Origin of the sequence: Photorhabdus namnaonensis, from assembly GCF_001684335.1 — a bacterium.
Lineage (GTDB): Bacteria > Pseudomonadota > Gammaproteobacteria > Enterobacterales > Enterobacteriaceae > Photorhabdus > Photorhabdus namnaonensis.
In genome coordinates this window covers 23,757-36,906 of sequence record NZ_LOIC01000099.1, presented here as the reverse complement: position 1 = coordinate 36,906, position 13,150 = coordinate 23,757, and the positions used below count along the sequence as shown (strand labels likewise).

Annotated in this window: 13 protein-coding genes; 7 read left to right on the top strand and 6 right to left on the bottom strand. The window is 41.7% G+C overall.

What is annotated here, in order from left to right:
- Positions 1-62 precede the first annotated feature (62 nt).
- The 4 genes from Phpb_RS22475 to Phpb_RS22460 all read left to right on the top strand — a co-directional run bounded on the left by Phpb_RS22475 (position 63) and on the right by Phpb_RS22460 (position 5,283).
- Positions 63-1,034 carry an isopenicillin N synthase family dioxygenase gene (locus Phpb_RS22475; RefSeq protein ID WP_036814341.1) on the top strand — a complete coding sequence of 324 codons (972 nt, stop codon included), beginning with the start codon at positions 63-65 and terminating at the stop codon, positions 1,032-1,034.
- A gap of 33 nt (positions 1,035-1,067) precedes the next feature.
- Complete coding sequence (locus Phpb_RS22470; RefSeq protein WP_065392303.1) at positions 1,068-1,808, top strand: tRNA-dependent cyclodipeptide synthase; 741 nt, start codon at positions 1,068-1,070, stop codon at positions 1,806-1,808.
- Between the two features lie 176 nt (positions 1,809-1,984).
- The gene (locus tag Phpb_RS22465) at positions 1,985-3,505 is read left to right on the top strand and encodes an MFS transporter (protein WP_065392302.1); all 1,521 of its coding nucleotides are present in this window, start codon (positions 1,985-1,987) and stop codon (positions 3,503-3,505) included.
- Positions 3,506-3,639: 134 nt separating this feature from the next.
- A complete protein-coding gene (locus tag Phpb_RS22460) occupies positions 3,640-5,283 on the top strand; it encodes an OPT/YSL family transporter (protein ID WP_240492658.1) in 1,644 nt (547 codons plus the stop codon).
- Here the strand turns inward: Phpb_RS22460 and Phpb_RS22455 are convergent, their stop codons facing one another.
- Positions 5,284-6,309, bottom strand: a complete 1,026-nt coding sequence (locus Phpb_RS22455; protein ID WP_065392301.1) for an AraC family transcriptional regulator — start codon at positions 6,307-6,309, stop codon at positions 5,284-5,286.
- Positions 6,310-6,851: 542 nt separating this feature from the next.
- Here Phpb_RS22455 and Phpb_RS22450 point away from each other — a divergent pair.
- Positions 6,852-7,559: a HAMP domain-containing protein gene (locus Phpb_RS22450; RefSeq protein WP_065392300.1), complete on the top strand. Its 708-nt coding sequence runs from the start codon at positions 6,852-6,854 to the stop codon at positions 7,557-7,559.
- 178 nt (positions 7,560-7,737) lie between these two features.
- The gene (locus Phpb_RS22445) at positions 7,738-9,228 is read left to right on the top strand and encodes an insulinase family protein (protein WP_065392299.1); all 1,491 of its coding nucleotides are present in this window, start codon (positions 7,738-7,740) and stop codon (positions 9,226-9,228) included.
- 43 nt (positions 9,229-9,271) lie between these two features.
- On the opposite strand, the gene Phpb_RS22440 is transcribed toward Phpb_RS22445, so the two are convergent.
- The 5 genes from Phpb_RS22440 to Phpb_RS25785 all read right to left on the bottom strand — a co-directional run bounded on the left by Phpb_RS22440 (position 9,272) and on the right by Phpb_RS25785 (position 11,698).
- Positions 9,272-9,478: a 2-hydroxymuconate tautomerase family protein gene (locus Phpb_RS22440; protein WP_046395265.1), complete on the bottom strand. Its 207-nt coding sequence runs from the start codon at positions 9,476-9,478 to the stop codon at positions 9,272-9,274.
- Positions 9,479-9,531: 53 nt separating this feature from the next.
- Positions 9,532-10,524 (bottom strand): inner membrane protein YhjD, encoded by a 993-nt coding sequence (gene yhjD / locus Phpb_RS22435; protein ID WP_065392298.1) that lies wholly within the window; start codon positions 10,522-10,524, stop codon positions 9,532-9,534.
- A 240-nt stretch (positions 10,525-10,764) separates the two neighbouring features.
- Positions 10,765-10,980, bottom strand: coding sequence for a hypothetical protein (locus Phpb_RS22430; RefSeq protein WP_065392297.1), 216 nt, complete (start codon positions 10,978-10,980; stop codon positions 10,765-10,767).
- Complete coding sequence (locus tag Phpb_RS22425) at positions 10,977-11,366, bottom strand: cupin domain-containing protein (RefSeq protein WP_165603332.1); 390 nt, start codon at positions 11,364-11,366, stop codon at positions 10,977-10,979. The genes Phpb_RS22430 and Phpb_RS22425 overlap by 4 nt, the downstream gene beginning before the upstream one ends.
- Positions 11,367-11,443: 77 nt before the next feature.
- A complete protein-coding gene (locus Phpb_RS25785; protein ID WP_131817536.1) occupies positions 11,444-11,698 on the bottom strand; it encodes a hypothetical protein in 255 nt (84 codons plus the stop codon).
- A gap of 177 nt (positions 11,699-11,875) precedes the next feature.
- On the opposite strand from Phpb_RS25785, the gene Phpb_RS22420 reads away from it, so the two are divergent.
- Complete coding sequence (locus tag Phpb_RS22420; protein WP_065392296.1) at positions 11,876-12,160, top strand: hypothetical protein; 285 nt, start codon at positions 11,876-11,878, stop codon at positions 12,158-12,160.
- The last annotated feature ends 990 nt before the right edge of the window (positions 12,161-13,150 follow it).

Here is a 13,150-nt window from a genome sequence, read left to right as displayed (position 1 = left end):
TTTATATTCTAAAGGAGAGAATTCATCATTATTTGACATTGAGTCGTCAGGGAGAGTCATGTATGAAAAGTTTTGAGAAAATACCTCATATTGACCTTGCGCCAATATTTACCCATACAGATACGGGATTATTGTCAGTTGCTGATCAAGTTCGCCAAATATATACGAATGTGGGGTTTGCTTACCTTATTAATCACGGCATATCAGAAGATTTAGTGCAAGCCACGTTTCAGGCAGCAAAAGATTTCCACAATCTACCACTGAATAAGAAATTAAAAATTCGTCAAAATAAGTTCTTTCGGGGTTATATGCCGAGGAGCACATCTCGATTTGAATTATCTACTTTGGAAAAAGCGAATAAGCCTAATCAAAGTGAGGCATTTATTATTGCTAATGAAGTATCGGAGGAAAGTGAAGACTTTAAACTAGAACAAAACTTAGCGGGCCCAAATCAATGGCCGGAAGATATGCCGGAGTTCAAGGAGACGATCACAACATACTATAAATCTATGCAGGCTTTGGCTAAACGGATGGTACAAGTTTTTGCAATGGCGTTCGGCCTGAGCCCCGATGCATTAGATAATTATTTCAGGGAGCCGACTATTTTCTTGAGGCTTCAATATTACCCGGAACAGCCAGACATCATTCCTGAAGACCAGTATGGCATTGCCCCGCATACGGATTATGGATTTTTGACCTTATTAGCACAAGATACCATTGGGGGACTGCAAGTCAAAAATCAAGAGGGAGAATGGATTGATGTTCCACCTGAACCGGGTTCTTTTATCTTAAATAGCGGAGATATGATCAAATGGATGACTAACGATAACTTTATTTCTACTCCCCATCGGGTAATAAATCGCTCTGGAAAGAAACGATACGCTATCCCTTTCTTTTTTGAGCCAAGCATGCATGCTCAAATAGCTCCATTAGATATATTTAAGGATGCGGATAATCCGGCAAGATATCCTCGTATTGAGTATGCAGATCATCTTATGACGAGAATAAAGTCAAATTACAGTATTGGTGCTTAGGGGATAATAAAGCTTCAATTTGGGGGCAAGAATATGGCTAGTTACACATTCTTTTCAAAAGCCGCATTCAATTTTGATAAAGAAAAAACGGCCTTGTCGGGTAGTAAGGTCATCTTACTTATCAGTGTCGGCCAAAAATATCATGAAGGCGATAAACTCGCAGCAACCATTGATCTGATTAATAAGAGTGGATTTTCTTCATGCACAATCGCGGTAGCTGATACCTTACAGCGGCATAATTATCTGGGAATGAGTTATGAAGCAGCCTATTGTTTTACATATGAATTGGGTACTTCTTGGATCGCTCGAAATTCCGAAGTTCTCGCTGCACTTTCAATTCCCAATAATATTCTCCGCTGGGATGAAGCCTTAAACGATATATCATATTTGGCATTTCGAGAAGATATAGAAGGATTATATGTCAATGATCCTGCTTATAAAGAGGCAATTAACGAAACCATAGGCATATTTATTGATCGAATGGTAAAGCGGGACCCAAGTATTGATACCGTTCAGGCGTTCATACGTTGTTTAAATTATCTTATGGAAGAATGTCCCATAATCATGCCGATTTGGGCAGCTAAAGGTTACGATTTCGTCATCTATCCACAACCAATGACTGCGGCAATGGATGCTACACGCGAGCGTTTCGTTGTTGAAAAATATCCTGGAAAAGAACGCTGGTTATCTCTACGCTTTAAGAAGCGGTCTATACCAAATTTTCTTAATAATGCATTCCTTCAGGAAGATGCGATTCATTGTATGGTGGAATAAATCAAAAAGACATGAAACATCAGTAATCTGATAGATATGAAATAACTAAGGAAGATAAGGTTATAGTCTGTCCTTCCAGGAAATTCCCGGCACATGCTAAGCCGATACTCAAGCTTGTTTCAGTGAGATTCCGGGAATTTTTTAGATGAACTACTGAACACAGAGGAGGCTATTTGATGATTTTTTTCTCAGAGAATCACAGAAAGTGGTGGGTTTTGACTGGTGTGAGTATTGCGAGCTTTCTTGGTTGTATTGACTTTACTATCGTCAACACGGCTTTGCCCGCAATAAGAGCTGATCTTCATGCTACAGTGGCTGAACTCCAGTGGATTATCAATATTTTTCTCTTGGCACTATCAGCTTTCATGGTTGTGATGGGGCGTATGGCTGATATCTATGGTCGTCGACGCGTACTCTACCTTGGCGCCATATGCTTCGGACTTGCATCACTTGGTGCTGGGCTTGTTACAAATATAAACTGGCTTATCGCTTTTCGCTTTGCTCAGGGAGTATCCTGCGCAGTCTTATACACAGCCTCTGGTGCCATAGTTTCCAATGCCTTCCCTGAGGAGGAGCGTGGAAAAGGTATCGGTTTGCTCTTTGGGGTTAATGGACTCGGACTGGCAATTGGCCCGGTAATAGGAGGAATCATCGTTAGCACTCTAGGTTGGCGTTGGATTTTCCTAATAAACGTTCCATTGATTGTCTTAAGCCTATTAATCTGTACGGTTAGCGTCAAAGAATCTAGGAATAAGGAACAAGGGACGACGTTAGACTGGGGGGGATTGATTTTTCTGATCACCGGTCTGTCGGCCTGCATTGTTGTACTCAGCTTAGGTAGTGAGTGGGGATGGCTGTCATTCTCTACGCTAGGTCTTTTAATCATATCGGTCGTCGCGTTGGTCATATTTTATCATATTGAACAACGGGTCTCTGCGCCGATCCTTCAACTCCATCTGTTTAAAAACCGGACTTTCATTGGTGCGGCTATAGCCAATGCGGCACTGGCCTTTTTTTACTGTCTGGCTTTTTTCCTGATGCCTCTGTACCTACATACGATAAAAGATCTTGAGGGATATCAGATAGGTATGATGTTGCTTCCTACTACGGCGATGGTTGCTCTTCTTTCACCGATTGTTGGTCGGCTTACTGACCGAATGGGAGTCAAAATAATACTTGTCAGCGGCTTTTTATTTTTTGCTATTTCAGCATTCCTTCAAACACTCTTTTCCGAATACAGCAGTCTATTCAGTATTGCGATTGCGTTTACGTTTATGGGTATTGGTTGGGCTTGTGTACTGGGGCCATCCACAGTGGCTGCGCTGTCATCTGTACCGGAACGTATGGGGGCGGTTGCTATGGGATCATCGTGGACGGTGCATAATATTGGTGGGGCCGTAGGGCTTGCTTTTGGTCTGCTACTTTATCAGCAAGTTGCTACCAGCAGCTTATTACTCAAATTAGGCGCGTTTGGCGTGACTCCTGGTCAATGGGTGGAGAAAGTTATCGCTGAACCAGAAGGCGCGCTTTCAGCTTTGCATCAACATGCTGGTCTTGACCTTGCAGATGCGCTGAATGTTTTTCATACGTTCTTTATTGAGGGATACCGTGCGGCAATGGGGTTGTTGTTAGCCATCTCCCTTTCAGTTTTATGTATCCTTTGGATGACATTGAAACGACAACAGTCGAAACAATAGGCATTACAGGAAGATGCCACGTTGTTCGGCGGCTATCTGCAATAGATTTAAAAATCGGTTTAAATTGAAAATAGATGATGAAACAACAGAGAGACAGTGACTATTACCAACTTTGAAAATTAGGGGAGAGCACCGTGGGGAAAGAATCAAGCCACCAGCGTATGACGAATATCTCATCACCTCACCCACGGGCGTTTTCTCCATTAATGTTAGTTGTATTGATTCTGGTAAGTTCTCTCGGATCAATCATTGGTATCCAAACACTTGTCACTCTGGGTGTCACACCAAGCACATCTATAATTGGTGCTCTGGTTGCTATGGCTATAGCACGGCTCCCAATCTATCAATTCACACTTTTCCGTTCTGTTCATGCACAAAATTTAGTGCAAACCAGTATGTCCTCTGCCACTTTTGGGGCAGCTATCAGCCTTCTCGCCCCGCTTGGTATCGCGTACGTCATGGAGATGCCTGAACTCATTATGCCGATACTGGTAGGGGTAAGTTTGGCTATGTTGTGGGATGCTTTCCTGCTATATCGTATGTTTGACTCCCCGGTATTTCCAGCATCAGGTGCTTGGCCTCTTGGGATGGCTACCGCTGAGGTGATCAAAACCACTGATCGAGGAGGTTATCGAACGATCACATTAATTTGTGGGGTGATAAGTGGGTTTATCGGCAGTCTTTTAGGTTTGCCAATGTCGGCTGCCGGTATTGCTTTTATCGGGGGCTTTGCGGCTATGCTGTCATTCGCGGCTGGACTGCTATTGGCTCCCTGTCTCTATATTGTGTTTGCATTGGATATCAGTACCCTGAGAATGCCTGAAGGGATTTTGGTTGGTGCTGGTATGGTGGCAGCTTTGCAAATTGGTCTTTCCATGTACAAGCGGAAGAAGGCACACATCACTATTCCCGCAGGCTGTCATCAACATCAGATTGATCAGCCTGGTGCCTCATCTTTTCGGGCTTTACTCGGTCTCGGTAGTTTGGGCTATCTATTTTTGGCGATGATACTTGCTCTAGGGACGGGTCTGTTTGAACAACTCAGTTTACCTATGTTGATTGGATTTGTTGTATTTGGCACGATCTCAGCGCTACTTCACGAACTCATCGTGGGAATCGCAGCCATGAACACCGGGTGGATGCCTGCGTTTGGTGTAGCGCTACTATCATTGGTAATTGGTATCTGGATCGGTTTTCCAGTAAAAGCCTTGGTCGTATTAACCGCGTTTACATCGGCAACTGGGCCTGCATTTGCTGATATGGGCTACGACCTTAAAGCAGGATACATATTGAGAGGTGATAATCGTGATCCCATATTTGAGCAAAGAGGGCGGCGAGAACAAATGATCGCGGGCATGTTAGGTTTTGGCGTAGCGATTATCGCTGTTCTACTGACCTGGCGGGATTTGTTCGCTCATAACCTGTTTGCCCCAGTCAATTTGGCTTATGCCGCGGCTATTAAAACAAGTATAGATCAAAGCAACTTAATGAATTTCACCAGCTGGGTAATACTGGGTGCGCTTCTACAAGTTATTGGCGGCACTCGAGGCCAATTAGGTATCATGCTTGCAACAGGACTATTAATAGCTAAACCTACTGTTGGCTGGATGGTTCTCCTTGGGTTGATTTGTCGTTTATGGGTAAAACGCAAGTATCGCAACCACCCTTCCCACGGACTGGAGTCTTTCGCGGGCGGGATGATTGCAGGAGATGCTCTTTGTAGCATAATGTTAAGCGCTCATTCACCCACAGTAGGGCAGAGTACAAACGAACATTAATCAACGAGACCGTAGCCAAAAATCGCTACTAGACTGCAAGACAGATGAATCTTCATCGGTAGGGAGAACGATTCTTTTCGTTTCGCTTGGAGAATAGCTAAATTTCCTCTTATAGGCACGCGCAAATTGAACCGGGCTACTGAACCCATACTGATAAGCCAAGTCAGCAATACGTTGACGTGGGGTGATTTGGGAACTCAGAATTGAATGAACTTTAGATAAACGTCGTGAACAAATGTAACTTGCTACACCGCCTACCGTTTCGAAGAGCCGATATAAATGACTCCTGGAAATACCGATTTGTTCACAAATCTGGTTAACGTTTAGTGTATTTGAATTAAGATTTTGATCAATATAGTGTCTGATCCTGTTGAACAAAGTCGTGTCAATAGCAGTTTGTGCCTGAATAATATTATCTGGGGTCGCAGAAAGCGTCGCATTCAGGAAGCCCAAAGTAGCTTGCATAACCTGTGGCATATCGTTCTTAGGCAAGTGGGGAGCATGCAGAAATAGTGCTCTAATATGTTCAGCAAAAAGCTGCCCCAGGCTGTGATTTAAGACTGCTCCGTGGAAATTAGCCGTTGTTGTCGGGAGAAGATCTCGAGGAACCATCAACATGATGACCTCACCTTCGGCGATACTCAAATTATAGGGTTGACCCAAATCGATAACAGCCAATTGCGAAGGTCTTACCTGAGTTTGGTGGCTAGTGTCATTATAAATCCACGTATCAGAAAGGCTAAGGCGAAAATAATAATGGTCAAGATTATCCTTGCGAATCTTGTCTAATGAGCGATGAGCAAAGTTATTGATTGTATTCTCGCGCTTGCTAAGGAAACGCCAACGTCCAAGCATCAGCTCTCCTATATGCATCCCGCGGAAATTAGCATCTAAGATAATAATTTCACGCATTTTTAGCGAAATATTATGATGTTGATGCTCTTCTCGCCAAGCATCAAACCGTTCAGCTTTAGAATAGGAGAGCGCTGAAAAACGATAGGGGTATAAATCTTCAAGATCACTCATACACACCATCCTTTCACACAAGGTTAATAGTGTCACGTTGAGGAGTCAGAACATACAGTAAATTACTGTGGTTAATATATGCTTCTCCGAAATTAGGTGCATATAATAGAATATAGTATAAATTTAAACTTTCATTACGTTTTGCTTAATGATGTCGTGTATACAGTGAGTTAAATCACGACGACCTGGCGATTAGGAATGAATCTTGGACAGAGTGAGTAAAGGTGGATTGCCAGGAAAAAAGTAATTTGGTTTGATACTTTTCTTCGCGTAATGCTAAAAGAGTGACTAATTTAAGTTTCTGATTGGTGGTTTGACTCATCAGTGTTACACATTGTGGTCAAATTAGGCGGTTTAAAATAGGAAAATTGAATATTTATATGTTTTTCTAATAGTTACAGATAACCGCCAAAGGCAATTATTTCAGGAAAATAACGACTTGGATAAGTGAAACAGGATCGTTAGCGATAAAATCAAGTATACTCAATTCCAATGATCACGTGTTATAACTGCGATACCCATAGGCATTGGTTTAAGTGAAAATGAAATTGCGCGTCAAACGTTCGTTAACTATTAAACAGATGGCCGCAGTGACCGGCGTCACGCTGGTGACCATTGCTATTTTTATTACGATTCAATTGTGTCATTTTATACAGCAACGTAAAGATGATTATATCAGCCAGCTTAATAATGCGGCGGTTCAGGTACAGGCGCCTTTAACGGAAGCGCTACTTAATTCTGATCTTAGTAAAGCAAAAGAGTTGCTGATAGGGCTGCGCACTGTAGGTATCTTAGGACGGGCGGATGTGGTGTTACCGGAAGATATCCGGGTGATACGATTGAGTTTTGCCACCCATCGCCCAATCCCCGAACTGGCTAAACGAGTTTTTGGTATCCCTGTGGAAGTGAGTATTCCTCTTCATGTTTATGGTTCAGTATCGACAGGTGCTAAACCACTAGGGCATCTGATTTTGCAAGTGGATTCCAATCGAGTATATCGTTTTGCTATTAATACGTTGGCACTGATGCTGACAACTTATTTATTATTGGCCCTTATCCTTACGGTGTCGATAAGCTGGTGTATCAACCGGATTATTGTGCACCCATTACGTGCCATTGCGCGGGATCTTAATAACGATCAACCATCAGAGCCAATGGCTTGCTCTAAATACCATCAGGACGATGAATTGGGTATGCTGATCAGGGGATATAATCGTCAATTTGATAAGCATAAACCTCCGTCATCATGAAACTATCCGCGGCGGTTTGAGGTCTAATCCTCTGTTATAATCCTGATAGGATTTCGCCTGTTAAAATTCAGGTTTTTGCTTTTTCTACCGTTATTATTGGTCGAAGGGAACATATTCTGTCATCAATGGTTAAATCTTCGAAGGCTAAAACCAAGGATAGACATCTATAGGGGTTCACATGCAGGGTACGAAAATTCGTTATTTGATTGGTGGGATAATGCTGGCAGTTTCGGGCCAGACGCAGGCAGAAGCCTTGCAGCCTGACCCTGCCTGGAAACAAGGTAAACTGGAAAACGGTTTTAACTGGCAAATTTTGCAGACGCCGCAACGTCCTAACGACAGAATACAGTTGCGCCTTGTTGTGAAAACAGGGTCACTGGCGGAGAAAACCCAACAGGCGGGTTATACCTGGTTGATTCCGAAAGTCGTTCTCTTTAGTAGCAAAAGTTTATCTTCTACCAAATTAGAGCAGCTATGGAACAGTGCTATTGATCCAAAATACCCACTGCCTCCAGCTATTGTTTCATATGATTTCACACTTTATAGCTTAAGCTTGCCACATAATCAGCCTGAACTACTAAAAGACGCATTGAACTGGTTGGCTGATGCGGCAGGAAAAGCGGTATTTACATCTGAGACTCTACAACATGCCATGAAAATGGCTAATACATCCGTCGCAACCTATCCACCGGATATACAAGATCCCGTGTGGCGTAGACGTTTGAAAGGTTCAACCCTGTTAGGGCATGATCCGGCACAGAACGCGCTTCAACCTATTGATTTGGAAAAGCTTAAGCAGTTTTACCGGCAGTGGTATACCCCTGACATGATGACGTTATACGTTGCGGGCCATGTGGATAGCCGTACTCTGCCGGAAAATATCAGCCAAGCGTTTTCATCATTGAAAGGTAAACGCCATACTCCGGCCACCATCGCCGCATTGTCACCGATGAAACCGGAGACCATTGGGATTATCAGCGATAAAAAGAAGGAAGATACTTTATCCTTGATTTGGGATCTCAATTGGCAGCCGATTAATGATTCACATGTGCTTAATAACTACTGGATCAGTGATGTTACCCGCGAGGCACTTTATCGCTATCTGCAACTTGGGCTGGAAAGAAAAAACGATAAAGCGTTGAAACTGGGGTTGGATTGCAAAGTCCAGTACCATCGTGCGAGCTGCGCCCTGAATCTCAACACGACAGCTGGTAATCTAAAACCGGCAATGGAGTATCTGGCGGCTGAATTGGTCACACTACGGGATAAAGGGTTGCCGAAGGGACAATTTGATGAGCTATATGCGCAAAAACAAGCACAACTCAGCCAGTTGTTTGCCATGTATGGTCATACCAGTACGGATATTCTGATTAATCAGCGTCTTTTGTCCCAACAAAGCAATGTGGTGGATATCGCTCCTGAGCAGTATCAGCGTTTGAGGCAAGCATTTTTAGCTTCCTTGACCCCTGAAATGCTTAATCGCGAGTTGAAGCAGATCCTTTCACAAGAGGTTGCATTTATTCTGATTCAACCGAAAGGAGAAGTGGAGATGGATGTCGATCAGTTAAGAAACAGCTTTAATCAGATTATGTTGCTGACACCACATCAGGATAAAGCTGATATGCCGGCACAACCACCGATATCGAAGCCTGAGGCAAAAGCGTCTTAAGACAACCAAAAGGGCGGGCAATACCGCCCTTCATCATTGGAGACTACTTTTTAGCCTCAGCTCTCAGTTCAGTCACATTCTTACCGCCGATTCCCCAATTATCCGTATCGACTTCATCAATAATGACAAAAGTTGTCGCCGGATTTTTTCCTAATACATCGACCAGTAACTGAGTGGCTCCTTCAATTAATTGCTTCTTTTGTTCTGCTGTAGCACCTTCACGAGTAATTCTGATATTAACAAACGGCATAAACAGCTCCTTTTCATCGGTTATTATTGGCAGATCGCTCTGCCAGGGCACATTTATTCGGTATTTTTATGATTATTATCCGCGGTAGCTATCCAGGCGGCGCAGAATAGCGTTAAGCGGGCAAAGAGATAGAAAAAAGTCATCAGACCGATAACAGAACCAAATGCGGCGCCAGAGGGAGAATTGGCGAGGCGTGGTAATGTCATGGTCATAATATATTTGAGCGCTTCAAAGCCTATTGCTGCCATCAATGTCCCTTTTAATAGTGCCTTGCGTTCTGGCTGGTGGCGAGGCAACACCCAGAATAGCCATAGGAAAAGCAGATAATTAGCTGAAATAGAGATGGCTAATCCAATCAAGAACCAGGATGGACGCAGCCATTCAATGCCATCTAACCCTAACATCTTGACAATAGTTGCTTGGGCGGAGCCTGCGATAGAGGTCAGTGATAGCGTGATGACCAGAGCTAATAATAGCCCAATCAGAGAAATAGAATCACGAAGATATTTAAAATAGATTTTCTCATTATCTTCCTGATTTCTCACCCAGACAGGATGGAACTGGGCAAGAATGGCCTGACGTAAATTACTGACCCAATTCACACCGGAATACAGCGCAATTGCCAAACCGGTTAATCCCACGGTAGTACGTTGTTTAATGGCTGTATCGACACTATTTTTCAGCGTATTGGCAAGAGTCGGATCACTAATACTGTTGGCGATACCATTAATCAGTTTTGCCAATAAATCGGGATTAGAGGCCAGAATAAAACCGGCAATGGCAAAAGAGAGCATCAGAATGGGAATAAGTGATAAGAAGGAAAAATATGTTATTGCGGCGCCAAACTGATTGCCCATCCGATCATTAAAACGCAGCGTTGCACGGATAAAGTGAGCGATAATAGGAATATTGCGGATATAGTTTCCTACTCTGACAGTTAGGGAAAGCGCTTTTTTACCGTGATGAATTCCCTTCTCCAAAGGTGTTCTGGATAACCGTTTCGACTGATGTTGGGCTGTTTCCTGTTTTTCTGTACTCTTTGGCATGTATAGCCTCAATGATATTCAATAACCTACCATCTTATAATGCCACTATAAGATAATTATTAACAATTCCTCATATACCGGTACTTAAGTATTAAGATGTTGAATAAAGACTTTTTTCAAAGTTGGGGTTTTGAGGGCTAGATTTGTAGGCACAGATAGGCGCTAATTTATAGCTTGTCTGAATTGTTCTTAATACAAAGGGGCTGAACTCATAGGCGCTTAGCTAACTGCTGGCTGAATTCACGGGCAGCCCAAGGAATATAGACGAGGATTCACATACCCGCCAAGCGGTTCCCACAACACAATGCGCTTGTCGGAAAAGCAGTGACGTTGCACCGTTGCTCCTCTGATACCAGGTGCTGTAGCTTCTAGTAGCAAGATTTTCAGTGGTAATTTACTGCACCAAAATGCCAATGCACTACCCGCCAGCCCTTCCCCACGATAATGAAGTCTCATTGTGAAGCCATGTCTTCCCCTCTGTTGTGGATGCTGTTACCCCCAATAGGACCAAAGAAAATCACCCATGTTCTAAAATCTTTACTGAACGACTCAAAGCGATGATCAACATAAGCGGGAACAAACAGAAAATCTCCAGCAGAGAAATTGACATAAGTTTCTCCCCGACGGAAAACACCATGACCAGAACTGACGATATAAATTTCGTCCCTATCATGTGGTGTTTGAGTATCGATTTCGACGGGAGAAAATAATTCAACAGAGAGTTGCCCTCTTTCAAACAGCACAGCAAAAGGCTGTGGTAGGCTAGGAAGGTAGGTTGCTGTTTCAGACTCATTAATATGCAAAATATCGTCAGGAATATTTGTATTGGATACTACACTCATTATGCATTGCTCCTGGTATTCAAAATAGGCAGATTGTTCTTTGAAATTAGCCCCCATTTTAGTCTCTGTAACTCCCCTTATGATGAAAGGGGCAGTTCACTATAAGGGGTCTGCCAGCGTTGCTGATGTAAATGCATTATTAATGCTTTTCCTTGCAGATGTGGATTGTGCCGCCAACTATCGCATAGAGCCAGAATAGCCAGATAACTAGTAAAGAAATAAGTTCCCTGTTGTCTTCGCGATAGCGAGAAAGCCCTGTTAACTAGCTGATATTGAGTATGATCCAGCATATCGCAACAGTCTTCATATGATGCTCCATCAATGCTTACCAAATTTCATCCAATCATAAAAAAAACACAAAGTAAATAGCTTGTGTTGTATTAAAATGACAAAACTTTCTATTCTGTGACTTATGTGGATAAAGTCCATTTCGTCCCGTTTGATTGATGTATAGGGGCAATATCAACCATTGAAATAACAAATTAGCGTTTATTTATCAGGAAACAAATATGGGTCAGTGGCGATCACGATTTAACGGTCGAATAATATTACTATCGGTAGCTATATTATCATTTTCAATATCTGCTATTGCCGCAGGACCTGATTGTTCAGATATAAATGGATGGGCAACGCAGCTTACTGCGAATAGTTTGAATGACTTTGGTATTGATAGAAATAATATCGATTTCGATAAAACGCGAACATCATTAATTCTTTCTGAGAAATTAAATAAAAGTGAAGTAGCTATTATTCTACAACGTGAAATAGCAAGACCGAAAGGGAAAAAGTACTGAATGATAAACATGAGTTTGATGATATTTATTTATCTCAGCCGATTTATAGGCAAATGTATCATGTAACATTTACCAGCAAATCTAGGGATAAACTCAGTTTCATAACAACGACTTTAGCTTCAGATGATGAGTGTTCTATCGGTATAGAAAATATTTATCAAATTTCAAAGGAAATAAAAGAATATTGACGCTAACTTTATTTAAAAGCCGCTTTCATTGTGGCGGCTTATTATCTAACAATTCAAAGTATAAAGCGTACTTGTATTGAGTTAATATCCCCTATTCATGCATAGTGAATACTCTCTGATTAAATATTTTCATGATTAGGTATATTGATATGCTAATAATTATCAATAAAAACACTTTTAATGAAAAATTATATCTAATAATGCTAGATAAATATGATATTGATATCCACATTAATATTGAAAAAGTTATTAATATAATTGAAATTAATACTTTACGTGAAGTTTTTATCTTTTCGTTAGAGTAATTAATATCCTCTGGTTGATATCCATTTATCAATATATTGAATTCTCTGCTCGTCTTAACAGACATACTTATTAACGTAGTGACTAGTATTATTGCCATAGCGTAATCCACATATCTATACCCGTCATCTTTCAAGTTGTCTCTTTGTTGGCTGCACTCGCTCACCCCGGTCACATAGTTATCTATGCTCCCGGGGATTCACTCCCTTGCCGTCGCGATACATCTTGAAATCCATAGGGTATAAATAATGGATTATTGAACTTAAACACGGTCATAAAAATAATATACGCAATGAATATATTTGAACAAATAGTTTCCTTCCTAAATATTCCCTTTATTCTAATCTGTGACTTATCGTGGTTTTTAAGCTCTAAATTTTGCTTGTAAATTCTAAACATAATTATACTTCCAAGTCATTTATTAATTTTTTGATATTATGAAAAAGCATTAATATTGTCAATTGGAACTATTGAAATAGATAACAATAAAAAGATCCCT

Excerpts from the sequence above, each read along its gene's own strand:
- yhjD (WP_065392298.1), bottom strand. The coding sequence starts at position 10,524 with ATGCCAAAGAGTACAGAAAAACAGGAAACAGCCCAACATCAGTCGAAA.
- Phpb_RS22430 (WP_065392297.1), bottom strand. The coding sequence starts at position 10,980 with ATGAGACTTCATTATCGTGGGGAAGGGCTGGCGGGTAGTGCATTGGCA.
- Phpb_RS22440 (WP_046395265.1), bottom strand. The coding sequence starts at position 9,478 with ATGCCGTTTGTTAATATCAGAATTACTCGTGAAGGTGCTACAGCAGAA.
- Phpb_RS22445 (WP_065392299.1), top strand. The coding sequence starts at position 7,738 with ATGCAGGGTACGAAAATTCGTTATTTGATTGGTGGGATAATGCTGGCA.
- Phpb_RS22475 (WP_036814341.1), top strand. The coding sequence starts at position 63 with ATGAAAAGTTTTGAGAAAATACCTCATATTGACCTTGCGCCAATATTT.
- Phpb_RS22420 (WP_065392296.1), top strand. The coding sequence starts at position 11,876 with ATGGGTCAGTGGCGATCACGATTTAACGGTCGAATAATATTACTATCG.
- Phpb_RS22470 (WP_065392303.1), top strand. The coding sequence starts at position 1,068 with ATGGCTAGTTACACATTCTTTTCAAAAGCCGCATTCAATTTTGATAAA.
- Phpb_RS22450 (WP_065392300.1), top strand. The coding sequence starts at position 6,852 with ATGAAATTGCGCGTCAAACGTTCGTTAACTATTAAACAGATGGCCGCA.
- Phpb_RS22455 (WP_065392301.1), bottom strand. The coding sequence starts at position 6,309 with ATGAGTGATCTTGAAGATTTATACCCCTATCGTTTTTCAGCGCTCTCC.
- Phpb_RS22425 (WP_165603332.1), bottom strand. The coding sequence starts at position 11,366 with ATGAGTGTAGTATCCAATACAAATATTCCTGACGATATTTTGCATATT.
- Phpb_RS22465 (WP_065392302.1), top strand. The coding sequence starts at position 1,985 with ATGATTTTTTTCTCAGAGAATCACAGAAAGTGGTGGGTTTTGACTGGT.